The sequence below is a fragment of the Kribbella sp. CA-294648 genome (assembly GCF_050943845.1).
Lineage (GTDB): Bacteria > Actinomycetota > Actinomycetes > Propionibacteriales > Kribbellaceae > Kribbella.
On sequence record NZ_CP191981.1, the window covers coordinates 1077524 to 1099960 of the forward strand.

The 22437-nt window shown below is 69.0% G+C and carries 19 protein-coding genes; 7 read left to right on the top strand and 12 right to left on the bottom strand.

The window, feature by feature from the left end; all coding sequences use genetic code 11:
* Positions 1-36 precede the first annotated feature (36 nt).
* From ACQPYM_RS05265 to ACQPYM_RS05280, 4 genes are all read right to left on the bottom strand, one after another.
* A complete protein-coding gene (locus ACQPYM_RS05265; RefSeq protein ID WP_433015661.1) occupies positions 37-942 on the bottom strand; it encodes a neutral zinc metallopeptidase in 906 nt (301 codons plus the stop codon).
* Positions 943-1680: 738 nt separating this feature from the next.
* Complete coding sequence (locus ACQPYM_RS05270; RefSeq protein ID WP_433015664.1) at positions 1681-1821, bottom strand: hypothetical protein; 141 nt, start codon at positions 1819-1821, stop codon at positions 1681-1683.
* 99 nt (positions 1822-1920) lie between these two features.
* Positions 1921-2949, bottom strand: a complete 1029-nt coding sequence (locus tag ACQPYM_RS05275; protein ID WP_433015667.1) for a neutral zinc metallopeptidase — start codon at positions 2947-2949, stop codon at positions 1921-1923.
* 417 nt (positions 2950-3366) lie between these two features.
* Positions 3367-4554, bottom strand: a complete 1188-nt coding sequence (locus tag ACQPYM_RS05280; protein ID WP_433015670.1) for a neutral zinc metallopeptidase — start codon at positions 4552-4554, stop codon at positions 3367-3369.
* 155 nt (positions 4555-4709) lie between these two features.
* On the opposite strand from ACQPYM_RS05280, the gene ACQPYM_RS05285 reads away from it, so the two are divergent.
* Positions 4710-6407 carry a DUF2207 domain-containing protein gene (locus ACQPYM_RS05285; protein ID WP_433015672.1) on the top strand — a complete coding sequence of 566 codons (1698 nt, stop codon included), beginning with the start codon at positions 4710-4712 and terminating at the stop codon, positions 6405-6407.
* Here ACQPYM_RS05285 and ACQPYM_RS05290 read toward each other — a convergent pair whose 3' ends face one another.
* Entirely contained in the window at positions 6408-7343 is a 936-nt protein-coding gene (locus ACQPYM_RS05290) for an AraC family transcriptional regulator (RefSeq protein WP_433015675.1), read from the bottom strand. It abuts the gene before it with no gap.
* A 115-nt stretch (positions 7344-7458) separates the two neighbouring features.
* Here ACQPYM_RS05290 and ACQPYM_RS05295 point away from each other — a divergent pair, with 115 nt between their 5' ends.
* Positions 7459-8385: an NAD-dependent epimerase/dehydratase family protein gene (locus ACQPYM_RS05295; RefSeq protein WP_433015678.1), complete on the top strand. Its 927-nt coding sequence runs from the start codon at positions 7459-7461 to the stop codon at positions 8383-8385.
* Between the two features lie 59 nt (positions 8386-8444).
* Here the strand turns inward: ACQPYM_RS05295 and ACQPYM_RS05300 are convergent, their stop codons facing one another.
* Both ACQPYM_RS05300 and ACQPYM_RS05305 read right to left on the bottom strand, forming a co-directional pair.
* On the bottom strand, positions 8445-9737 hold the full coding sequence (locus tag ACQPYM_RS05300) for a peptidase C39 family protein (protein WP_433015681.1): 1293 nt from the start codon (positions 9735-9737) through the stop codon (positions 8445-8447).
* A gap of 100 nt (positions 9738-9837) precedes the next feature.
* Positions 9838-10404 (bottom strand): GNAT family N-acetyltransferase, encoded by a 567-nt coding sequence (locus ACQPYM_RS05305; RefSeq protein WP_433015684.1) that lies wholly within the window; start codon positions 10402-10404, stop codon positions 9838-9840.
* Between the two features lie 107 nt (positions 10405-10511).
* Between ACQPYM_RS05305 and cysS the strand changes: the two genes are divergently transcribed.
* Together cysS and rlmB are read left to right on the top strand one after the other, a co-directional pair.
* A complete protein-coding gene (gene cysS, locus ACQPYM_RS05310) occupies positions 10512-11945 on the top strand; it encodes a cysteine--tRNA ligase (RefSeq protein ID WP_433015687.1) in 1434 nt (477 codons plus the stop codon).
* Between the two features lies 1 nt (position 11946).
* Positions 11947-12900: a 23S rRNA (guanosine(2251)-2'-O)-methyltransferase RlmB gene (rlmB, locus tag ACQPYM_RS05315; protein ID WP_433015690.1), complete on the top strand. Its 954-nt coding sequence runs from the start codon at positions 11947-11949 to the stop codon at positions 12898-12900.
* Positions 12901-12975: 75 nt separating this feature from the next.
* Here rlmB and ACQPYM_RS05320 read toward each other — a convergent pair whose 3' ends face one another.
* The gene (locus ACQPYM_RS05320; protein ID WP_433015693.1) at positions 12976-13914 is read right to left on the bottom strand and encodes a type IV toxin-antitoxin system AbiEi family antitoxin domain-containing protein; all 939 of its coding nucleotides are present in this window, start codon (positions 13912-13914) and stop codon (positions 12976-12978) included.
* Positions 13915-14223: 309 nt separating this feature from the next.
* Between ACQPYM_RS05320 and ACQPYM_RS05325 the strand changes: the two genes are divergently transcribed.
* On the top strand, positions 14224-15846 hold the full coding sequence (locus tag ACQPYM_RS05325; RefSeq protein WP_433015696.1) for a cellulase family glycosylhydrolase: 1623 nt from the start codon (positions 14224-14226) through the stop codon (positions 15844-15846).
* Positions 15847-15935: 89 nt separating this feature from the next.
* On the opposite strand, the gene ACQPYM_RS05330 is transcribed toward ACQPYM_RS05325, so the two are convergent.
* The 4 genes from ACQPYM_RS05330 to ACQPYM_RS05345 all read right to left on the bottom strand — a co-directional run bounded on the left by ACQPYM_RS05330 (position 15936) and on the right by ACQPYM_RS05345 (position 20291).
* Positions 15936-16814 carry a S1 family peptidase gene (locus ACQPYM_RS05330; protein WP_433015699.1) on the bottom strand — a complete coding sequence of 293 codons (879 nt, stop codon included), beginning with the start codon at positions 16812-16814 and terminating at the stop codon, positions 15936-15938.
* Positions 16815-16967: 153 nt separating this feature from the next.
* Positions 16968-18614, bottom strand: coding sequence for an alkaline phosphatase D family protein (locus ACQPYM_RS05335; protein WP_433015702.1), 1647 nt, complete (start codon positions 18612-18614; stop codon positions 16968-16970).
* Positions 18615-18676: 62 nt separating this feature from the next.
* The gene (locus tag ACQPYM_RS05340) at positions 18677-19603 is read right to left on the bottom strand and encodes a S1 family peptidase (RefSeq protein WP_433015705.1); all 927 of its coding nucleotides are present in this window, start codon (positions 19601-19603) and stop codon (positions 18677-18679) included.
* A 103-nt stretch (positions 19604-19706) separates the two neighbouring features.
* Positions 19707-20291, bottom strand: coding sequence for a TetR/AcrR family transcriptional regulator (locus ACQPYM_RS05345; RefSeq protein WP_433015708.1), 585 nt, complete (start codon positions 20289-20291; stop codon positions 19707-19709).
* Between the two features lie 87 nt (positions 20292-20378).
* Between ACQPYM_RS05345 and ACQPYM_RS05350 the strand changes: the two genes are divergently transcribed.
* On the top strand, positions 20379-21530 hold the full coding sequence (locus ACQPYM_RS05350; RefSeq protein ID WP_433015711.1) for an acyl-CoA dehydrogenase family protein: 1152 nt from the start codon (positions 20379-20381) through the stop codon (positions 21528-21530).
* On the top strand, positions 21527-22294 hold the full coding sequence (locus ACQPYM_RS05355) for an SDR family NAD(P)-dependent oxidoreductase (protein ID WP_433015714.1): 768 nt from the start codon (positions 21527-21529) through the stop codon (positions 22292-22294). The genes ACQPYM_RS05350 and ACQPYM_RS05355 overlap by 4 nt, the downstream gene beginning before the upstream one ends.
* The last annotated feature ends 143 nt before the right edge of the window (positions 22295-22437 follow it).

The following is a 22437-nucleotide window of genomic DNA, read 5'->3' on the forward strand; positions in this document are numbered from 1 at the left end:
CTACAGGGGTCCCGGGCCTTTCGCCGTACTGAGGGGTCAGCCGACCTGAGCGGGTTTGGCGACGAAGGTGTTGCAGACGTTCGGGCTCTTGGTGTTGAAGCCGCGGAACGACCAGTAGGTGTTGCTCACCCGGTTGCCGCGATCGTAGGTCCGGGGCCGGGCGGCGTCGTCGCCGGTGGTGGTGACCAGGACCTTCCAGGTGTCCAGCAGCGGACCGCGCAGCGGGATGTAGGGGCCTGCGGCACCCAAGTACGCCGAGCCGAAGCAGGACGCCTGCAGCTCACGCCGACGGCTCTCCGCCAGCTTGCTGGCCGGGGTGGTCGCGTCCACCTGCCGGGCGAGTGAGGCGGCGTGGATGCCGGACAGCTTCTGCACGTGATGGCCGTACTCGTGGGCGAGGGTGGTCATCATCCAGACGCGGCCGGAGACCGGGTTGCGCGTGTAGTACGCGACGCCGAGCGTGTGCGGGATGTAGATGGTCTCGTTCTTGCCGCAGTAGAAGGCACGAGTGCCCCGCTCGCGACCGCAGTCGGTCGTCAGCGGGCCTGCGAACAGGACCAGCTTCGGTGCGCGGTACGGCAGGCTGGCCTTCTTCATCGCCAGCCACCAGGTGCGGTTCATGCACGGCAGGATCAGGCCGTAGTACGCCTTGGCGCCGGCGTACGTGGACGGGATCGCCTTCGGCTCCAGGCACTGCGTGGGGCTGAGGGCGCCGACCGTGTAGAGCCGGCTGGTGGTGACGATCTCGTCGACCGTCGGGGGAGCGGGCGTCGACGGCGTGACCGACGGGGTGGTCGAAGGTGTCGCGGACGGCGTCTCCGAAGGCGCCGTGGTCGGGCTGTCCACCGCGACGGGCGCGTTGTCGTCGCCTCCGCCGCGCACGAGGAGGGTGACGCCGGTACCGACCACCAGCACGGCGAGCGCCACGAGCCCGATCAGCAACGCCTTGGGCGTACGCCGAGGCTTCCGCCGCCGGCCGGGACCCGGCGGCTGCGGAATAGGAATAGGCGGATACTGCCAAGTCGGCGGCTGCCCCCCACTCCCAGGAGCACCCCCCTGACCACCAGCAACCCACCCACCAGCAGGCACCCCACCCGCCGCCGGACCACCAGCCGCCCAGCCAGCAGTTCCACCAGCAGGCACACCAGCACCGCCCGCGGTAGCTCCGCTGGCAGGCGCGCGGCCGCTCGGTGGTGGGCCGGCGTGGCGAGCTACGCGGCGGCCGCCGGAGGTCGGGCCTGCAGGACCGCCTTGCCCCGGCTCACCCTGTGCGGGGCCGCCCTGTGCGGGTCCGCCTTGCCCGGAGATGCCCTGTGCCGGCCCAGCCTGCGCAGGTCCGCCGGCGGGACCGCTCTGCGCAGGTCCGCCCTGTCCGGAACCGCCCTGTGGGGGTCGGCTCTGGGTGGGGCGGCCGGGGGTGGGGGGTTGGGAGTAGGGCGGGAGGTTCCAGGTGAGGTTGGGTTGGTTGGGTGGGGGCACGAGGGGGGTTTTCTCGCCAGGAGGAGCTGGTTGCAGGTACTCCTTCTGCTTCTCGGTGGATTCGGTCCACCACAGGGGCGACTGGCCACCCCGGCGCGCGGGCCCGGGGGCCGGCTCGTCGGTGGGCTGGTCAGCCTCCGGCTCCGGCTCGTTCGGGTTCCGCCCAGGGGGTGGATTCCAGTTGTCCGACATCGATACTCCTCACGAAACCTGGCCGGCCGGAGCCGGGAACGTGGTGCAGCGGTCGAGCAGGGTGAAGCCGGGACCGGCCCGGTACAGGCGCAGTACGGGCGCGGCCGGTGGAGGCGGCCCTGGTGGCTCGCTCCAAGCGTGGTCAGACACGGTCTTCCTCATCCCCCCGGGACACACACGGCGTGATCCGGGGGACCAGGCTAACCATGAAGACCGCTATCCGTCTCCCCACCGATCCAGCGGAGTGGTCTATGACACCCGCGGCGGGGACACCGTGAAGGTGTTACAGGCCGCTGGGCCGCGGCCGTTGAAGCCTTTGAGCGCCCAGTACTTGTGGTTGGCCTTGTTGCCGTGGTCGCGCTTCGGGTCGATGGTGGCGCCGATCAGCCACCTCCACTGCCGCAGCGACTCGCCGGTGATCGGGTAGCTGCGCTTGTTCGACCCGATGAAGATGTCGCTGAAGCAGGACGCCTGCAGCTCGAGCCGGCGGCTGTACTGCAGCTCCAGCGCCTGGCTCGGCGCCTCGTAGCGCAGGTTGTAGTTGGCCCGGAGGATGCCGGTCATCTGCTGCACGTGGTGGCCGTACTCGTGGGCGAACTGGTGCAGCATCCACATCCGGGCGAACACCCTGGAGTAGTTCTGCGCGTTGGCGTTGTAGTTGCCGATGTCCTCGCGCAGGTTCATGTAGATGGTCTCGTTGGTGGAGCAGTAGAACGGCGGCCCGTCGTCGGACTTGGTGCCGCACGGAGTACTGACGTAGCCGGAGTACGACAACACCGTCGGCGGCCGGAACCGGGAGCCACCCTTGGCGATCAGGGCGGGCCAGGAGCGGTTCAGGCACTTGGTCAGGTTCGCGTAGTTGGCGCGGGCGCCGGCCACGGTGGCCGGGCGGGCACTGGACTCACGGCAGTTCACCGAGGCCATCACGCCGGCCTTGTAGAGCCGGTTCCGGGCGACGATGTCGAGGTCGGTCGCCTCAGGCTTCGGCTTCTTGGTCGGCTTGTAGGTACTGCGGGGCGCGGTCGGCCTGGTCGCGGTCGGCTTCGTCCGCTGCGGTACGACCGGCCGGCTCGGGCTGACCGTCGGCGGCTCCGCCGACGGCTTCTCGGACGGCCCACCCGTCGGGCTGTAGCTGCCCGTCGGGTACGGCGACGTGTAGGAGCGCTCCTTGTCCTTGAGCGAGGCAGAGAGCGCCACCATTCCGACGACCACGAGGAGGACCAGCCCACCGACGATCAGCAGGATCTTCCCCGCCCCACCCTTCTTCCGCGGCGGCACACGGCCAGGCCCGCCAAAACCACCAGGCCCGCCAGCGCCAGGCCCACCGGGACCAGCAGGGCCGCCGGGACCGGCGAACTGAGGGGCGCCCCAGCCCATCCCGTGCGGCAGCCCACCGGGCGGCATACCTCCGCTGTACTGCGCCGGCTGCCACCCGCCCTGCCCAGGCGACTGCCCGCCCCACCCACCTTGCCCAGGCGGCGGCTGCGCTGGACCTCCACCTTGCCCGGGACCCCACCCTTGCCCGGGCGGCGGTTGGGCTGGGCCCCATCCGCCTTGTCCAGGTGGCGGCGGTACGGCGCCCCACTGGCCACCGGGGCCAGGCTGACCGGGCGGAGGCTGTTGCGGGGGCTGCGCAGGGGGCCACTGGTTGGACACGAGGGCTGACGTTATCCGAGCACGGGCTCAGTCGGCCGGTCAGCTCACCTTGTTGGCCGGTGCAACGAAGGTGTTGCAGGAGGCCGGGTTCCGGGCCGCGAATCCTCGCCTGGCCCAGAAGCCATGGCTGGCCCGACTGCCGTGGTCCCGCGGCCCACCGCGGGCGTTCTCGTCGCCGCTGTAGTTCACGATGTAGAGCCACTGCGCGTACAGCTGGCCGTTCAGCCCATAGCTGCCCCTGTTTGCGCCGAGGAAGACGTCTCCCAGACAGGACGCCTGCAGCTCCATCCGCCGGTTCAGCTCCAGCTTCTTCGCGCCCCCCACGTCGTACTGCAGCGCGTAGTTCGCTGCCAGGATCCGAGTCATGCCCTGGATCGCATGGCCGTACTCGTGCGCCACTGTGTGCGTGGCGAGCGCCCTGCCGAAGGCCTGGCCTTGCCGGTAGGCCCTCATGTCGCCGGAGATCTCCATGTAGATCATGTGGTTGGACGGGCAGTAGAAGGCTCGGCCGGCTGTCGCGCTGCCGCACGGCGAGGTGGCGCTACCGGCGAACGCGAGCAGGCCGGGCGCGCGGAACTGGTAGCCCGCAGCAACGATGTGGCGAGGCCACGCGCGATCCATGCACTGCTTGATCGATCGGTAGTACGCCGTTGCCTTCGATACCGTGCCCAGGCCGACCTTCGACTCGCGGCATCCCACCGGGCGTTGCACCCCCGTTTTGTAGAGGCGGTGCGCCGTCACGACCTGGTTGGCGGTCAGCCGGGGCCTGGGCGGAGTTGTCGTCCGCGTCGGGACCGGGACCGTCGGCCTGCGCGTGGTCGTCCGTGTGGTAGGAGCAACCGTAGGTCGTGTCGCCCTGGTGGTCGTCGGGATCGGCCCCGGGCCTTCCGTCGTCGGCGCTACCACGGGCTTGGTGACAGTCGGCTCGTCGTTCTTCAGGACGTTCGAGGCGATCGCGACCCCGGCCACGCCCAGCACGAGCAGCCCGCCGAGAATGCCGAAAACCACCGCCACGCCACGCTTCTTCTTAGGTGGCGGCGGCAACTGTCCCCACCCCAAGGGCCGCTGGTGCTGCGGCCCCCAGTACTGCGGAGGCCCAGGCGGACCGGAGTACGGGCCACCCGGACCGGAGTACTGGCCGGTGGGAGCAGGGGCGCCCCAGGGTTGCTGGGGTGGCGGGTACTGCGGTTGCTGGCCGGGGAGCGGGCCCCACTGCTGGTTCGACAACTGTGGCTCCTAGACAGGTCGGCGGGCGATTCACCGCGGCCGCCGCGTCAGCCTACGGGGTCACGGTATGGTGCGGTCTGCAAGTCGACTGAAGTTCCACCCGCCCCGGCCGACCGGTCGCTGGGCTGACCCTCTCGATACGGTGTGATTGGGCGATGCGTAGACGTCTGCTCGGGGTATCTCTGTGTGCCCTCGGTTTTCTGGCCCTGACCGGCGTACCGGCCGGCGCGACCGACCAGAGTGGTCAGGCCGGCCGCTCGGCGACCGCCGACCCGGTCGTGACCAACTTCGACAGCACCGTCCGGGTGGAGAAGGACGGCTCGCTGAAGGTCGCCGAGACCTGGAAGCTGAGCAACGTGACCGGGACCTTCACCCGGTTCGTCGTCACGCGTGACCACCTGCCCGACGACGTCGACCACGTGCAGAAGATCGAGGACCTGGTGGTCAAGTCCGCCGGGGCCGAGAAGAACAAAGAGCTCAGCGTCAACGGCGACATCAGCTCGATCGCCGTGGCCGACCTGTCCGGTGACACCGTGCTCGAGTTCACCTACACGGTCAAGGGCGCGGTGGCGAACACCCTGAACGGCACCGAGGTGCGGTTCAGCCCGCTGACCGGGCTGAGCCTGACGGTCCAGGACGCCAACATCGTCTTCAGCGTGCCCGAGGTGACGCACGTCTCCTGCTTCGCCGGCGCGATCGACAGCAACACCCCGTGCACGCTGGCGCAGCTCGGCGAGACGGCCGGCCCGACCTTCAAGCAGCAGGGCCTGCCGCCGGGCAACACGATCCGGATGACGATCGGCTTCCCGAAGGACGCCATCGCCGCCAACTCGATCGTCGAGTACCGCAAGACCTTCAAGCGCGCCTTCTCGACCGATGCCGCCCAGCTGATCACCGCGCTCGCGGTGCTGCTGCTCGGCGCGCTCGCGCTGGCGGTCCTGTACCGGCTGCGCGGCCGCGACCAGGTCGACCCGCGCCGCGTCGTACCGGCGTCGCTGTTCAGCCTCGGCCAGGACACCCGGATCGACTTCACCCCGCCGGCCGACCTGCGGCCCGGTGAGGTGGGCACGCTGATCGACGAGCGGATCGACCCGGTCGACGTCACCGCCACCATCATCGACCTGGCCGTTCGCGGTCACCTGACGATCACCGAGCTCGAGCACGAGACCGAGTTCGCCCGGCCGGACTGGGAGCTGCGCCGGGTGGCGAACGCCCCGGCCGAGGAGCTCCAGCGCTACGAGAACGTCCTGGTCCGCGCGATCTTCGGCGACAACGACACGGTGCTCGTCTCCGAGCTCGGCCGCCAGGTCCGGGCGAACCTCGGCCTGGTCCAGGACGCCCTGTACGACGGTGTGGTCAAGCGCGGCTGGTTCATCGAGCGCCCGGACCGCACCCGGTCGCTGTGGGCCACCATCGGCATCGCGGTCACCGCACTCGGTGTCGTCCTGACCGTCGCCCTGGCCCTACTCTCGACCTGGGGTCTGCTGGGTCTCGCCATCACCGCGGTCGGCGTCGGCCTGCTCGTCATCGGCCGCCACATGCCCGCGAAGGCACCGGCCGCCGGCCGTGTGCTCGGGCAGGTCGCGGCCATCCGGGGCGAGCTCCTGGAGATGGACGTCAGCGAGCTGCCGGCCGACCAGCACGCCGAGCTCTGCTCCCGCGCTCTCCCGTACGCCGTCGTCCTCGGCGGCTCCGAGCGCTGGATCGACGCCCTGGTCGCGACCGACACGAACGAGGAAGAGGACGAAGGCTTCCACTGGTACCGCGGCCCGCGTGGCTGGCACCTCCAGTACCTGCCCGACTCCCTGCGCAACCTGACGACCAACCTCACGGGCGCGCTCTTCACTCGGTAGCTATGCCGTCAGTGGGTGATGCTCCCGGCGATACTGGCCGGGAGCAACGCCGTACGCTCGCTTGAATGCCTTCGCTAGGGCGAACTCGGTGGCATAGCCGGTCTGGCCGGCGATGGCACGCAAGGGTGCATCCGAATCGCGGAGCCGGCGGGCGGCCAGTGTCATCCGCCACCAGGTCAGGTAGGCCATCGGAGGCCGGCCGACGATGTCGGTGAATCGCTTCGCGAAGCTGGCCCTGGACAGTCCTGACAGCGCGGCCAGTTCCTCGACGGTCCACGGATGCTCGGGCCGGCCGTGGATGCCGCGCAGTGCGGCCATCGTTGGTGGATCGCCGAGCGCGCCGGCCCAGCCGCTGGTCGAGTGCTCGGCCTGCTCGTCGAACCAGGCCCGCAGGACGAACAGCAACAGCATGTCGACCAGCCCGGACAAGATGGTCGAAGTACCGGCCTGTGGCCGGCTCAGCTCGGCGCTGAGCAGTTCGATCGCGCCGCGCAGCGAGGAATGCCTGTCCATCCGCGCCGACAGGTGGATCACTTCGGGTAGTTCGTCGAGCAGCGGGTGGCTGTTCGCGCGGTCGAAGAAGTACGCGGCACAGAGCCGCGTGCTCGACGAAGCGCCGCCGATCGCCATCAGGTCCACGGGCGCGGTGTCGTCGGGTTCGTAGAGTTCCTCGAGCCGGAAGTCGACGAGCGGACTGTCGGGCTGATCCGCCAGCGAGTATCCCGTCCCGTGCGGCACGAAGACGATGTCGCCGCCGGCGAGCTCGATCGGTTCGCCCTTCGAGGGGAGTAGCCAGCAGGAGCCGTCGATCACGACGTGACAGCCGGCGCCGTCCCCTGGCGGAAAGCGGACGCCCCACGGCGCCTCGACCCGAGTCAGTGTGGCGTGCGGACGGCCGGTCCGCAGCGCTGTCAGGACGTCGCTCAATACATCCACGGTCGCCACTGTAGCTCGGACGGTTGGATATGAGTTCCAGCGTTGTGGCCATGTCCGCGACACCAGCCGCCTTCGTAGCTTGGGGTTCCGGACAAACCAATGCTGGAGGATCCCAATGTCGTTTTCCGTTGTCGTAGGTGCCGGTGGCACCGGCCGGGCCGTTGCTCGCCAGTTGGCGGAGGCGGGTGAGCAGGTCCGGCTGGTATCCCGCCGCGGCACCGGTTCGGGCCATCCCGGGGTGGAAGCCGTCGCCGCCGATGCCAACGACGCCGACCGGCTGACCGAGCTCACCGACGGCGCATCCACTCTGTTCAACTGCGCGATGCCGCCGTACGACCGCTGGCCCACCGACTGGCCACCGCTCGCGGCCGCGCTGCTGACCACGGCCGAACGCACCGGCGCCGGCTACGTGATGCTCGGCAACACCTATCCGTACGGCCCGGTCACCGCACCGATCACGGAGACAACGCCGATGGCCCCGACCACAGTGAAGGGTCGGGTCCGGGCGCAGATGTGGACGGATGTCCTCGAGGCTTACGACGCGGGCCGGGTCCGTGGTACCGAGGTCCGTGGCTCTGACTTCCTCGGCGTCGACACGCTCTCCGTCTTCAACCTCGTCGTCCTACCGGGCCTGCTGGCGGGACAGCGGGCGGCGTACCCAGGCAACCTCGACGTGGCCCACAGCTGGACCTACATCGAGGATGCCGCCCGCACACTGATCGCCGCCAGCCGGTACGACGGCGCCTGGGGCCAGGTCTGGCACGCACCTTCAACCTCAACGCTCCCGGTCGGCGACCTCACCCGCCGCCTCGCGGAGATCGCCGGAGCGCCTGAGCCGCAGTTGGTGGCGATGCCGGCCGAGGAACTCAGGAAGCTGGGCGAGACCGACTCGATCATGGCCGAACTCATCGAGATGCAGTACATCGACCAGGAGGTCCACGTGCTCGACTCGGCCCACACCGAGCGAGTCCTCGGCGTCAGCGCCACCCCGCTCGACGAGGTCCTCACCGAGACGGCCAAAGCCTTGCTGCACCAGCGATAAGTCGACGGAACCGCCCGTACGCCGCCCCCGGCACACGGGCGGTTCCTGTTTGTGGGGGACTACCAGTTGGCCTGGCCGGTCCTGGCCGGCAGGGGCTTGTGGGCCGGGTGGATCACGTAGACCAGACCACCCGAGTGCGGGACCCACGCGTTCTCGAAGGCCTGCCGGTCGTAGGTGAAACGGACCTGGTCGTTCGAGGCGATCAGGTGGGAAGCCGGGTCGTTGACCACAACGTTGCCCGCGGCATCGAAACCGACGATCACCATCAGGTGCCCGTTGGTGCCGTAGCCGGCGCCGGGCAGGTCGCCCTTCTTGAAGGAGAGTGAGGCGATCAACGGGATCCCGGCCTTGATGAACTGCTCGGCCTCGGTGAGCGAGCGCAATCGGGTGACGAACGCGTCCAGCCCGCGCGTACCGGCGTACGCGGTGTTGAAGGGCCAGTTGCCGGCGCCGTCGTAGGCGTAGTCGAAGACCGAGCGGGCCGCGTGGTCGACCTGAGGGTCGGCGTCCGTGGGATCTACCCAGGCCGTCTCGGCTGCGGTCGGGCCGGCGCCGTAGTAGTCGAGCACCATGGCCGTGGAGGTTGCAGAGCACCAGGCCTCACCGCCACCGTCCCACTGCGGGTAGTGGCCGATATGGGTCTCCTGCGAGTACGTCGGTACGTCGAGTACCTGCCCTGCGGCTCCACCGGGTGGGCTGACGGGGATCTTCTTCACACTGGGCAGCCGCGAAGCCATGGCCCCGACCGAGCTGACTACTGGGCTCTGGGTCGTGCCCGAGAGCCGGTACAGGGTGACCTTCAGCTGCCAGCTGTTCAGGCTGCGCCCGGTCGCCGCTACGAAGGTGTCGACGGCGACGGAGCCGTTGGTGTCGCCCTGGCTCGGTACCGAGGTGCGGTGGATGTCGCCGGCGGCAGTGTCGTCGTCTCCACCGCTCCAGCGGCCGAGCACGTACCACTTGGTGGTCGCGCCGAGGTCTGTGCGGCCGGCCATCGCGACCTCTACCCAGGTGCCGGGTGGAGTGGTGGCGTTCCACGACGCGATCAGCTCGGTCAGGCCGTAGCTGGTCGGCACGAGCGGAGACGTCCAGCTCGTCCGGTCGTAGCTCTTGGCCGAGCCGTCGCCGAACGGATCGACGTACGAGGTGGTGCCGGTGGCGGTGCCGAAGGTCAGGCTGTCACCGGTGACGGTGGTGCCGGCCGGCGTGCCGGAGAGGAAGTCGGCGGACGACGTCCACGTCTGGTAGGTGATGTCGCTGTGCTGAGGAACTTTCGTCGCCTCACTCGGGACGGTGGCGAGGCTCAGCACGACGACGCCGCTGATCAGGGCGGCGAGCGGGCGGGCGGCGGTCATGTACCGACGGTAGACCCGCTCGCCCGCGCTGTCGCGGTGAACGCGTGCCGCGATGTGTCGAATCTTGGTTAGTTAGTAACCGCGTGCTGACCGGCCGTGGTCAGCGGGCCTTCCACTCCTCGGCGAGCATCGCGAAGACCAGCTCGTCGGTCCACTCGCCCTTGAGGAACTCGTTGCGGACGAAGTGCGCCTCCTGGCGCATCCCGAGTCGCTTGAGCAGTCCGGCCGAAGCGGTGTTGCGGTGGTCCAGCCGGCCGATGATCCGGTGCCAGCCGAGGTCCTCGAAACCGATCCGGAGCAGTTCGGTCGACGCCTCGGCGGCGTACCCGCGGCCGTGGAACTCGGGGTGGAAGACGAATCCGACCTCGCCGGTCCGGTGTTCGACGTTGTTGATGAAGAGGGTGACCTCGCCGGTGTGCCGGCCGGTCTCCCGCTCGATCACCGCGAGGGTGAGCGCCTGCCCGTCGGTATCCAGCGGTACGTCGGCCAGCCGGCCGGCCAGACCCTCCTTGACCTGCTCCGGCGTCCTCGGGGGGTACAGCAGGAACCGGGCGACCTCAGGGTTGGATTGCAGCTTCAGCAGGTCGTCGTAGTCGGTCTCGAGATAGCGGCGAAGGATGAGGCGGTCGGTGTCGATCGGCAAGGAAATCGGTAGTGAAGAGGTCACCAATCGAGCGTATGAGACGGCCGCAACCAGATTTAGCCGCCGTGAGCGCAAGGACCGCTGGGGAAGAATTGTCAAGAGCAGTCCGGAATCACCGTTACCCTTGATCGGTGACACTTCGCTTGTACGACACCGCGACAGCAGCAGTGAGGGATTTCGAACCGGTCCAGCCGGGCCACGTCGGGATCTACCACTGTGGGCTGACGGTGCAGGGTGCCCCGCACGTCGGGCACATCTACAAGGAGATCGTGTTCGACGTCCTCCGGCGCTGGCTCGAGCGCTCCGGGTACGAGGTCACCGTGATCGCGAACGTCACCGACATCGACGACAAGATCCTGGCCAAGTCGGCCGAGCGGCAGGTGCCGTGGTGGGCGCACGCCTACGAGTTCGAGCGCGAACTGCACTGGGCGTACGACGTCCTGGGCTGCCGTCCGCCGACGTACGAGCCGCGCGCCACCGGGCACATCCCGGAGATGCTGGTGATGATCAGTGAGCTGATCGAGCGCGGGCACGCGTACGTCGCACCCGACGGCTCCGGCGACGTGTACTTCGACGTGAAGTCCTGGCCGGCCTACGGCGAGCTGTCGAACCAGCGGATCGACGACATGGAGGCCGCCGAGGACGCGGACCCGCGCGGCAAGCGCGACCCCCGCGACTTCGCGCTCTGGAAGGGCTACACCGACGGTACGCCGCGGACCGCCTCGTGGCCGGCTCCCTGGGGCGCCGGCCGGCCGGGCTGGCACCTGGAGTGCTCCGCGATGGCGGGCAAGTACCTGGGCGTCGAGTTCGACATCCACGGTGGCGGTCTCGACCTGCGCTTCCCACACCACGAGAACGAGCTGGCCCAGTCGAAGGCGGTCGGGCAGAAGTTCGCCCGGTTCTGGATGCACAGCGCGCTGGTGACAGCGGCCGGCGAGAAGATGTCGAAGTCGCTCGGCAACGGTGCCATCGTGCGCAACGTCGTCGAGCAGGTCCGCCCGATCGAGTTGCGGTACTACCTGGTCAGCTCGCACTACCGTTCGGTGGTGGAGTTCTCGATGGCCGCGCTCGAGGAGGCCGCGACCGGCTTCCAGCGGATCGAGGGCTATGTCGGTCGCGCGACCGAGGTGACCGGTGGCGTCGAGCCGGCGGCTGAGCTGCCGGAGGCGTTCGTCGCCGCGATGGACGACGATCTCGGTACGCCGGCCGCGATCGCCGTACTGCACAACACCGTGCGGGACGGCAACAAGCTGGTCAGCGACGGCGATTCGGCTGCCCTGCAAGAGAATCTGGCCACTGTCCGGGCGATGCTCGGGGTGCTGGGGCTGGACCCGCTGGCCGAGCCGTGGGCCTCGCGGGCCGGTGGGACCGAAGAACTCACCGAGGTCGTCGACGGCCTGGTGAAGGCGCTGCTGGACCAGCGGCAGGCCGCCCGTGAACGCAAGGACTATGCCGCGTCGGACGAGATCCGCGACCGGCTCAAGGCGCTCGGCGTCGTCGTCGAGGACACCCCACAGGGTGCCCGCTGGACGATCGCCGGGCCCGAACCGACCGAAGGAAACTGAAGTGCCAGGCAGTAGTCAGCGCAAGGGCGCCATCCGCAAGAAGCCCCGGGGCAACCCGACCGCCGGTTCCGGTGGCCGGGTCCGCCGCGGCCTGGAGGGCAAGGGCCCGACGCCGAAGGCGGTGGACCGCACCAAGCACCCCGCGCACAAGCGGGCGAAGGCCAAGGAGCGCGCCGAGAAGCGCGGCAGCCGCCGGCCGGACCGCAAGGACGAGGCGACCGTCGAGTGGGTCTACGGCCGCAACCCGGTGGTCGAGGCGTTGCGCGCCGGCGTCCCGGTCAGCGCGCTGTATGTTGCCGAGGGCACCGAACGTGACGCCCGGCTGCGCGAGGCGCTGCTGATCGCCACCGAGCACGGCATCGCCCTGCTCGAGGTGCCGAGGACCGAGCTGGACCGGTTGACCAGCCACGGCGCCCACCAGGGCCTCGCGGTGCAGATCCCGCCGTACGAGTACGCCCACCCGGACGACCTGCTGTCCCGGGCGCACGACGCCGGCCAGGTGCCGCTGATCGTCGCGCTCGACGGCGTCACCGACCCGCGCAACCTGGGCGCCATCACCCGTTCGGCCGCAGCCTTCGGGGCGCACGGCGTCCTGGTGCCGGAGCGGCGTACGGCGTCGATGACCGCGTCGGCGTGGAAGACCTCGGCCGGTGCCGCGGCCCGGATCCCGGTCGCCCGGGCGACCAACCTGAACCGCGCGCTGAAGTCCTACAAGGACGCCGGTCTGATGATCATCGGCCTCGACATGGGCGGCGAGGTGGAGCTCCCCGACCTGGACGCCGCCACCGAGCCGATCGTCCTGGTCGTCGGCAGCGAGGGCAAGGGCCTGGCCCGCCTGGTCCGCGAGAACTGCGACCTGATCGTCTCCATCCCGATGACCACAGCCACCGAGTCCCTCAACGCCGGCATCGCCACCGGCGTGGCCTTGTACGAAATCTCCCGCCGCCGCGGCTGACCTGCTGGGGCGACCTTCAACAGCATCTGGCTACCTTGAACAAGAAATAACCTGTTCAAGGTAGCCATTTGGGGCTCAGGGCGCCAAGTTCGGTACGGCGAGGAGGCGGCGGAGGCGGGCGCCGGTCTCGTGCGGCCGGTCCAGGTCGGCCCAGGTCACGCGGGCGAAGGAGTAGCCGAGTTCGCGGAGCCGGTCCTCGCGCCGTTTCTCGGCTACCAGAGCCTTGGAGTTGTCGTACTTCAGCGCCCCGTCGAACTCGACGATCAGGTGGCCGAGCAGCAGGAAGTCGACCCGGCCGAGCAGCCGCCCGGTCGCATCGTGGATTTCCACCTGTGATTTCGGGCTCGGCAGGCCTTCGTTCGCCATCAGCACCCGGAGTCGTGACTCACCGACCGACTCGCTCGTGCCGCTGGCGAAGGCCACCGCGGCCTGCGCGGCGGGGGAACCAGGCCAGTGCTCGAGCCGTTTCGCCATTCTGATCAGCTGTTCGGAGGTCACCAGCCCCGCCCGCAATGCTGCATCCGACAAGACCACCCCGACCTCGTACGACGAAGTACAGGTGGTCTCGACAACCGCACGGGCGGGAACCGTCAGCGGTAGCCCGAGCAACTCGCCGACGTCGTCCGGCGCGAGGACAGCGCGATGAATCTGGACCGTCCGATCGGATCGCGACCGGCCGGCGGTCTTGGTCAGCTGCACCCGGCGGTGATCCAGTCCCCAATCGGGCAGTCCGTGAAGCAGCGTGGCCGACTGGTGGCTGATCACCACCCCAGCACCCATCCGCCGGATGGCGGCCCGTGCCATCAGAGTGTGCATCCGCTCGGTGCGCGCCCAGGGCAACTCGTCTTCCGGCCAGGCCGCCGGCTCGAAGTACACGTCTCTGCACAGACGCTCCCACTGCCCGCGCCGAAGCCGAAGCCGGAGCTCGCTGGCGGTGTAGCCGGCTTCCAGCGCGTCAGCCCGGCTGAACCACCCGCCTCGTTCACCGGCCACTCGTTGCAGTTTCTTGTTCACACCAGAGAAGATGCCGCCCAAACCTGTCCCGGGCGGTCGCTACTTTCGTCCTGGGGATAACCACCTCTGTGGGGTCGGACCCAAAATGGCGACCTCGGACAGGAAATAACTTGTCCGAGGTCGCCATTTGGTGTTCAAGGTACTTGTGCGGCCGGTGGTCGCGAGGTCTTGTCACTTAACCGGGTAAGTGCCACTCTGAGTTCTCGGACCCGCGCGCGGAGTCACCGGCCGCCGGGTCCGAGTGCGGCCAGCTTTATCCGCCCCGGGCGCGACCGGCCGCTCGCGCCCGCAAGCCCCGAAGGATCGACCATGAAGCTCCGATTACTGTCGCTGGGAGCGCTCCCAGCACTCATCTTCTCGCTGCTCGTCCTGCTGCCCTCCCCAGCCGTTGCCGAGCCCGACGCCCCGGCGGCGGTGGGCTTCCACATCAGCGGCCGGAACCTGCTGGACGCCAACGACAACCCGTTCGTCATGCGTGGCACCAGCCACCCGCACATCTGGTACCAGGGCGAGACCGACTCGTACGCCGAGATTGCCGGCCTGGGCGCCAACACCGTCCGGGTGGTGCTCGGCAGCGGCCAGCGCTGGGGTCCGAGCCCTGCCGCCGACGTCGCCAACGTCATCGCCCAGTGCAAGGCGAATCGGCTCGTCTGCGTGCTGGAGGTGCACGACACGACCGGGTACGGCGAGGAGGCTGCCGCCGCGACGCTGGACCAGGCCGTCACCTACTGGAACAGCATCCGCGACGTGCTGATCGGTCAGGAGGCCTACGTTCTGATCAACATCGGCAACGAGCCGATCGGCAACACCAATCCGGCGCAGTGGACGACCGCGACCGCCAATGCCGTCCAGCGGATGCGCACCCTCGGGTTCCAGCACACGCTCGTCGTGGACGCGCCGAACTGGGGCCAGGACTGGTCCAACACCATGCGCGACAACGCGCAGACGGTCTGGAACGCCGACACCCAGCGCAACACCCTCTTCTCCGTGCACATGTACCAGGTGTACGGAACCGCAGCCTCGATCACGAGCTACTTCGACGCGTTCGCGCAGGCCGGCTTGCCGCTGATCGTCGGCGAGTTCGGCCATGAGCACCAGGGGGAGAATGTCGACGAGGACACCATCATGGCTGAGGCGCAGACCCGCGGGATCGGCTGGCTGGCCTGGTCGTACAGCGGCAACACCGAGCCGTATCTCGACCAGACGGTGGCCTTCGACCCGACCCAGCTGACGACCTGGGGGCAGCGGGTCTTCAAAGGACCGAATGGCGTCTCCGAGACCTCGCGGTGCGCAACAGTGTTCTCCGGCTGCGGCCCTGGCGGCACGGTCCCGGCGGCGCCTGGTGGGCTCGCCGTCACCGGTACTACGTCCAGCTCGGTCTCGCTGTCGTGGACAGGTTCGACCGCGGCGACCCAGTACCAGGTGCAGCGGGCAGCCGGTGCCTGCGCGGCTAACAGCACCTTCAGCCAGGTCGGAAGCACCGCCGCCTCGACCTTCACCAACACCGGCCTGGCAGCGAACACCTCCTACTGCTACCGGGTCACCGCCTCGAACGCGGCGGGCACCTCCGCACCCTCAGCGATGGTGACGGGCAAGACCACCGGTAGCGGCGACCCGGGAGGAGGCTGCTCGGTCGTGTCGACCGTGCAGAGCCGCTGGGACAGCGGGTACGTCGTTCAGCCGGTCACGGTGACCAACACCCGGACGTCGGCGATCACCGGCTGGAAGGTGACCTTCACACTGCCACCTGGGCACACGATCGCCGGTTCCTGGAGCGCGTCGCTGTCCGGGACGACCGGCACGATCACGGCAACGAGTCTGTCCTACAACGGCAACCTGGCCGTTGGCGCGAACACCAGCTTCGGCTTCCAGGTGACCAAACCCGGCGGGGACGCTCAGAGTCCGACCGGGTTCACCTGCGCAGCCTCCTGATCGCTGCTGGGTGGTGACGGCGAACGCCCCCTGCCGGTAACCGGCAGGGGGCGTTCTGCTGTCTGTTCGAATCAGCTAGACGCTGACGATCAGTAGATGCTCACGCCGTAGCGGCTGAGGACCTCGTTGACCGGCTGGAAGAACGTGGTACCGCCGGTGCGGCAGTTGCCGCTACCGCCGGACGTGAGGCCGAGTGCGGTGCTGCCGGAGAAGAGCGGGCCACCGGAGTCGCCGCCTTCGGCGCAGACGTTGGTCCGGATCATGCCGTAGACGCTGCCTTCGGCGTAGTTCACCGTGGCGTTGAGACCGGTGACCGAGCCGCTGCGCAGACCGGTCGTGCTACCACTGCGCTGGACGGACTGGCCCACGTAGGCGTTCCCCGAGCCGGTGATGTCGCGGTACGAACCGTTGTACAGGTAGACGTTGCCGGGGCGGTTGGTGAAGGAGCTGTTGTAGCGGACGATGCCGTAGTCGTTGCCCGGGAAGCTGCTGCCGGTCCGGCTGCCGAGCACGGTGGTCTGCGACGAGTTGGCGTACCAGGTGCTGGCCGCGTTGGTGCAGTGGCCCGCGGTGATGAAGTAGTACGTACTGCCGCTGCGGACGTTGAAGCCGAGCGAGCACCGGTAGCCGCCACCGTAGATCGCGTGGCCGCCGCTGATGTGCTTGGTGAGTTTGCCGTTCAGCTTCTCCAGGGTGACCTGGCTGCCGAACCGCTTGGTGACGGCGGTGAGTGCTTCGAACTTGCCGCCGGTCACGGTCTCGTCGTACGAGACGATGATCCGGCCGGATGCCTCGTCCTTCATCCAGGCGGTGCCCGGGATGGAAGCTTCCTTGGCCAGGGTGGAGGTGATGGTGCTCGCCGATGCGATGACGGGAGCCGGAGCCGCGCTGGCCTGGGTGGAGAGCAGGGCGGTGGTCGAAGCCAGACCGGCGGTAGCCAGCAGGGCCACGAAGGGACGGAGTTTCATGGTTGTGCCTCCTCAACGATGAGAACGCGCTCGGGGCGGGTGCGTTCTTGACTCAACCGTGATCTGTTCTACCTGAAACTGTCACAAAGTGCGCGGGCGAACTCGGAGCGTAAGGGTAATCCTTCGCGCACTCTCCGTGAGGGAGATCGAAGTTCAGGCCCTGATCTGGTAGTGCAGCGTGGAGGCAAGCACCTGCCGGCCCTGCTCGACGGCCGCGTGATCCACGTCCACGGCCACGTCGTCACCGTCCACGGTCACCGTCATCACCCCGTTGTCGAACCACGGCCCGTACGCCGTCCGCCAGCTCGCCGCGACGTCCCGTACTCCGGCCGACCGGGCCAGCCGGTGCAGCACCTTCGTCAGCACCCGGCTGTCGAGCAACTTGTTGGCCAGCTGGATGTGCCGCCCGACTGGGTTGCGAAACGGCGACATGGTCAGCTGCCGGATCGCAGTACCGGGGTGGTCGGCGTCGCGGAGTGAGGCTTCGGTCAGGTAGCTGCAGTGCACGTCGCCGGACAGCATCAGGATCGAGGTCGGCGGATCGTCGGAGCGGACCAGGTCGGCGAGCAGGTCGGTGAGATCGTCGAAGGAGTTGCGGAACGAGGCCCAGTGCTCCAGATCCATGCCCTGCCGGATCTTCTCGCCGAGCCGCGCTCCGGGTGGACCCCAGGCGCCCGACGAGATCGCCTCGTCCCAGCCCTCGAGGTGGTGCAGTCCGGGCGACAACAGGAACGGCAGGGTCGACGCGAGCAGCAGATGGTGAATCGGCTCCACGGCATCGACCGTGTGCCGCCGGACCCACTCCCACTCGTGCGCATCCACCATCGCCCGGTCGCCCGGCTCCAGATGCCTGGAGCAGCGGGAATCCACAGCGACCAGCCGGACGCCGCGCGACCGGGCGCCGAAGTCGCGGTAGAAGCTCCACCGGGTCGAGGCCGGGTCCTCGTCGGCCTCCCAGGCGAAGGCGTCGAGGTAGGAGCTGCGCTCGTCCACGTCGTCCAGCCCGCGCATCGCGGCGTACGTCGGATCCTTGTCGAGCTGCTCCGGCGACAGGTTGCCGAGGTGCTGGTAGACCCAGTACGACGCGTAGGCGCCGGCCACCCGGTCGTGCCACCACGGTTGCGTGGTGACCCAGCGCCGCCAGGTCAGCGACGTGTTCCAGTCGTCGCGCAGATCGTGGTCGTCGAGCAACATGCACAACGGCACGGTCGAGAACAGCCACCGGACGGCCGGCGTCAGCCAGGCATCGTCGTACAGCCAGGTGTACTCCTCGAAGTTGCCGATCTCGTCGGCCACCTCGGACCCCTGCCGGCCACCATGAGCCGCCCGCAACTTCTCCAGTACTGCGTCCGACGGGTCGTCGGCGTAGACCTGGTCGCCCAGCAGCAATAGTGCGTCGGGCCACTCGGCGTCACCGGCGGCCATCCGCTCGGCCAGCGCCACCAGGGCGTCCGGCCCGAACTCCTTGAACCCCTGCTCGTCGAACGGCGCCGACCGCCGGCACGACCCGAAGGCCAGCCGGAAGGCTCCGTCAGCTTGTGGTGTCCGGATCACGCTCGGCCCGTAGGGACTGTCCTCCAGCGGCCAGACCTTGACGCCGTCCAGATGCACCTCGTAGGGCGTTGCGCTGGCCGGCTGCAGTCCTTCGACCAGCACGAGTGCGTAGTGGTGCCCGTGCACCGACCAGGTGGGGGCGCGATGCCCGAGTACTTCGACCTCACCCGCCGAGGTCGTCTCCACCCAGACGGTCGCCCGCGTTTCGTCGACGTACCGGAGCAGAGGCCCCAACTTCAGTTGCATTCAGAAAACGCTACCGGTCGGGGCCAAGCTCAGGAACGGATCAGTGGGTCAGTAGCTGGAGATCAGTAGACGGAGACGCCGTACAGCTTGAGGGCCTCGTACACGGGCTGGAAGTAGGTCACGCCGCCCGAGGTGCAGTCGCCGGTGCCGCCGGAGGTCAGGCCGAAGGCGTACTGGCGGTAGAACAGCGGGCCACCCGAGTCGCCGCTCTCGGCGCAGACGCTGGTCCGGATCAGGCCGGCCACCCGGCCGTCGTCGTAGTTGACCGTGGCGTTCAGGCCGGTCACCCGGCCGCTGGCCAGACCGGTGGTCGAGCCCATCCGGTAGACCAGTTGGCCGAGGCCGGGGTTCATCGCCGCGGTGATGTCCTGGAAGCGGCGGCGGGGGAGGTTCACGACGCCACCGGGCTTGATACCGGTGCGGTAGGGGACGAGGGCGAAGTCGTTCCACGGGTAGCTGGAGTGGTGGACCGTACCGATCCGGTTCGTCTTGGCCCGGTCGTGGTACCAGTGCGCCGCCTCGTTGGCGCAGTGGCCGGCGGTCAGGAAGTAGAACCGGCCCTTGCGCTGGACGTTGAAGCCGAGCGAGCAGCGGTAGTCGCCACCGTAGATGGCCCCACCGCCGCCGAGGTGCTTCTTCAGCTTGCCGGGGAGCTTCTCCATCACGACCTTGTCGCCGAACTGCTTGGTCACCCGGTTCAGCGAGGTCAGCTTGGCGCCGACCACCGTGGAGTCGTAGGAGACGACGATCGTGCCGTCCGGCCTGGTCATCCAGGCCGTACCGGGGATCTTGACATCTTCGTCCAGGGTGGCCGTGATGGCGGCCGGCGTGCGGGGATCGCGCGTCGGTACGGCCGTTTCGGCGGTGGTGGCCGCGTCGGTAGCGGTGGCGGCGGTGGCCGCGGGGAGGGCGGTGGTGGGAAGGACGGTCAGGGCGAGGGCACCGGTGAGCAACATCGCCACGGAGCGGCGGAGGTGGGCTGTCGTCATGGTGGACAGCCTTCCACTGCCTGGGTTCAACCGCGCGAGATTGGCCGGTTGCTGACAGCGATTTCCCGGCTCGGTCGCGTGTGAGTCCCGCTCTGGTCCGGTTCTAGTCCTGGCGGAGTGAGTGCAGGACGAAGGAGGAGAGTTCGCGGTAGGCCTCGGCGTCGGTCAGGCCGGTCCGCCGGGCGATGTCGCCGCGCTGGATCGCCTGCATGGTGTGGGCGATCATCTCGGCGGCGAAACCGATGTCGACCGGCCGGAACGCCCGGGCGGCGATCCCGTCCTCGATCAGCGAGCGGACCCGGTCGGCCGCGATCCGGGTGTTGCGCTCGTACACCGAGCGGGCCGGCGCGAACGTCGAGACGTCGTCCAGGAAGGTCCGGCTGGCCGGCCGCAGCGCGTCGGCGACGGCGTTGAGGTACGCCGCGATCCGGCGGTCCGGCCGGGTCTGCTTGGCGACCGCCGACTCCACCTCCGCGGTGGCGTTCTTGAAGTAGTGCTTGACCACCTCGACGGCGAGCTGTTCCTTGCTCGGCGCCAGCGCGTAGAGGGTGGTTTTGCTGCAGCGCAGGTCGGCGGCCAGGTCGTCCAGGGTGAACCGGCTGAAGCCTTGGGTGAGGAACAGGGACAGGAGCCGGTCGAGCAACTCCGACTGCCTGCGGGTGCGGCGCCCAGGGACGACTGTTGTCATATCGAGACAGCATAGAACGATACTGGACTATGTTCTTCAGTATCGATCGTAGTATCGTTTCGGTAGCTGTTGAGAGGGGTGTGTCTGATGGCTGTCGATCGCTTGCTCCCGACCGAGGAGTCCACCGAGCTGCTGGGTCTGGTCCGCGACCTGTGTGAGCACGAGCTCGCGCCGTTCGCCGCGAAGGCCGAGGAAACCGAGGCGTTCCCGCGGGAGGCGTTCCGCACGCTCGGCAAGGCCGGCCTGCTGGGCCTGCCCTACCCGGAGCAGTACGGCGGCGCCGAGCAGCCGTACGAGGTCTACCTGCAGATGCTGGAGGAGATCGCGGCCGCCTGGATGTCCGTCGGCGTTGGCCTCTCCGTCCACACGATGACCAGCTACGCCATCGCAACCTTCGGTACGCCGGACCAGCGCGAGTTGCTGTTGCCCGACATGATCGGCGGCGACCTGCTGGGTGCGTACGCGCTCTCGGAGCCGCAGGCCGGTTCGGACATCAGCGGGATGACGACGAAGGCAGTTCGCGACGGCGACCACTACGTGCTGACCGGCACCAAGTCGTGGATCACCCACGGCTCGCACGCCGACTTCTACACCACCTTCGCGCGGACCTCGGCCGATCCCAAGCACGGCATCTCGGCCTTCCACGTGCCGGCCTCGGCCGAAGGGCTCAGCTTCGGCGCTCCCGAACGCAAGATGGGGCTGACCGGGTCCACCACCACGCTGGTCAACTTCGACGGCGTCCGGGTTCCGGTCGCCAACCTGATCGGCGCCGAGGGCGACGGGATGCGGATCGCCCTGTCGGCGCTCGACTCCGGCCGGCTCGGGATCGCGGCCTGCGCGGTCGGGCTGGCGCAGGCGGCGCTCGACCTCGCCGCGTCGTACGCGCTGGGCCGGGAGCAGTTCGGGCACCCGATCTCCGACTTCCAGGGGCTGCAGTTCCTGCTGGCCGACATGGCCGCGGCGACCGAGTCCGCCCGGGCGACGTACATCCAGGCGGCCCGGCGGCGCGACCTCGGCCGGCCGTTCACCCAGCAGGCCGCGATCGCCAAACTGATCTGCACCGACGCCGCGATGAAGGTGACCACCGACGCGGTCCAGGTGCTCGGTGGCTACGGTTACACCCGCGAGTTCCCGGCCGAGCGCTACATGCGCGAGGCCAAGGTGACCCAGATCTTCGAGGGCACCAACCAGATCCAGCGTCTGGTGATCAGCCGCGATCTCCTCAGGAGTGTTCGATGAAGCTTGGCCCGTCCGATGTCGTGCTCGTCACCGGTGGTGGCTCCGGGCTCGGGGAGGCGACCGTACGCCGGTTCGCCGCGACCGGCGCCGGTGTGGTGATCTGCGACCTGCCGTCGTCGGCGGGCAAGGCGATCGCCGACGAGGCGGGGGAGCGGGTCGTCTTCGTGCCGACCGACGTCACCGACGAGGCCGCCGTCACGGCTGCTCTCGACGCGGCGGCATCCCTGGGGGACCTGCGGCTGGTCGTCACCTGCGCGGGGATCGCCACCCCCGGCCGCGTCGTCGGCCGCAAGGGTCCGTTGCCGTTGGCAACTTTCCGGCAGGTGGTCGAGGTCAACCTGATCGGCACCTTCAACGTGCTCCGGCTCGCCGCCGAGCGGATGATCGCGCTCGAGCCCGGCGAGGACGGTGACCGCGGTGTCGTGGTGATGACCGCGTCGATCGCCGCGTACGACGGCCAGATCGGTCAGGCGGCGTACGCGGCCAGCAAGGGCGGCATCGTCGGCCTCACCCTGACGGCGGCCCGCGACCTTGCGGACAAGGGCATCCGGGTCGTCACGATCGCTCCGGGCACGATGGAGACACCGATGCTGGCCGGCCTTCCGGAAGACGCCCGCAAGGTGCTCGAACAGCAGGTCCCCCACCCGGCCCGCCTCGGCCGCCCCTCGGAGTACGCCGCCCTGGTCGACCACATCGTCAGCAACCAGTTGCTCAACGGCGAGGTCATCCGCCTCGACGGCGCCCTCCGCATGCCCCCGCGCTGAGTCGCCCCGGTGTCGGCTCCACCCCGGTGTCGGCTCCACCCCGGTGTCGGCTCCACCCTGGCGTCGGCTCCACCCCGGCGCCGGGCCCGCCTCCGCGTCGGCTCCACCCCGGCGCCGAGTCCGCCTCACTTCGGCTTCACCCC

What these genes read in the sequence shown, in the direction of transcription:
- ACQPYM_RS05285 (WP_433015672.1), top strand. Translation starts at nt 4,710, where the DNA reads ATGCGTAGACGTCTGCTCGGGGTATCTCTGTGTGCCCTCGGTTTTCTG.
- ACQPYM_RS05295 (WP_433015678.1), top strand. Translation starts at nt 7,459, where the DNA reads ATGTCGTTTTCCGTTGTCGTAGGTGCCGGTGGCACCGGCCGGGCCGTT.
- ACQPYM_RS05300 (WP_433015681.1), bottom strand. Translation starts at nt 9,737, where the DNA reads ATGACCGCCGCCCGCCCGCTCGCCGCCCTGATCAGCGGCGTCGTCGTG.
- ACQPYM_RS05325 (WP_433015696.1), top strand. Translation starts at nt 14,224, where the DNA reads ATGAAGCTCCGATTACTGTCGCTGGGAGCGCTCCCAGCACTCATCTTC.
- ACQPYM_RS05330 (WP_433015699.1), bottom strand. Translation starts at nt 16,814, where the DNA reads ATGAAACTCCGTCCCTTCGTGGCCCTGCTGGCTACCGCCGGTCTGGCT.
- ACQPYM_RS05335 (WP_433015702.1), bottom strand. Translation starts at nt 18,614, where the DNA reads ATGCAACTGAAGTTGGGGCCTCTGCTCCGGTACGTCGACGAAACGCGG.
- ACQPYM_RS05340 (WP_433015705.1), bottom strand. Translation starts at nt 19,603, where the DNA reads ATGACGACAGCCCACCTCCGCCGCTCCGTGGCGATGTTGCTCACCGGT.
- ACQPYM_RS05345 (WP_433015708.1), bottom strand. Translation starts at nt 20,291, where the DNA reads ATGACAACAGTCGTCCCTGGGCGCCGCACCCGCAGGCAGTCGGAGTTG.
- ACQPYM_RS05350 (WP_433015711.1), top strand. Translation starts at nt 20,379, where the DNA reads ATGGCTGTCGATCGCTTGCTCCCGACCGAGGAGTCCACCGAGCTGCTG.
- ACQPYM_RS05355 (WP_433015714.1), top strand. Translation starts at nt 21,527, where the DNA reads ATGAAGCTTGGCCCGTCCGATGTCGTGCTCGTCACCGGTGGTGGCTCC.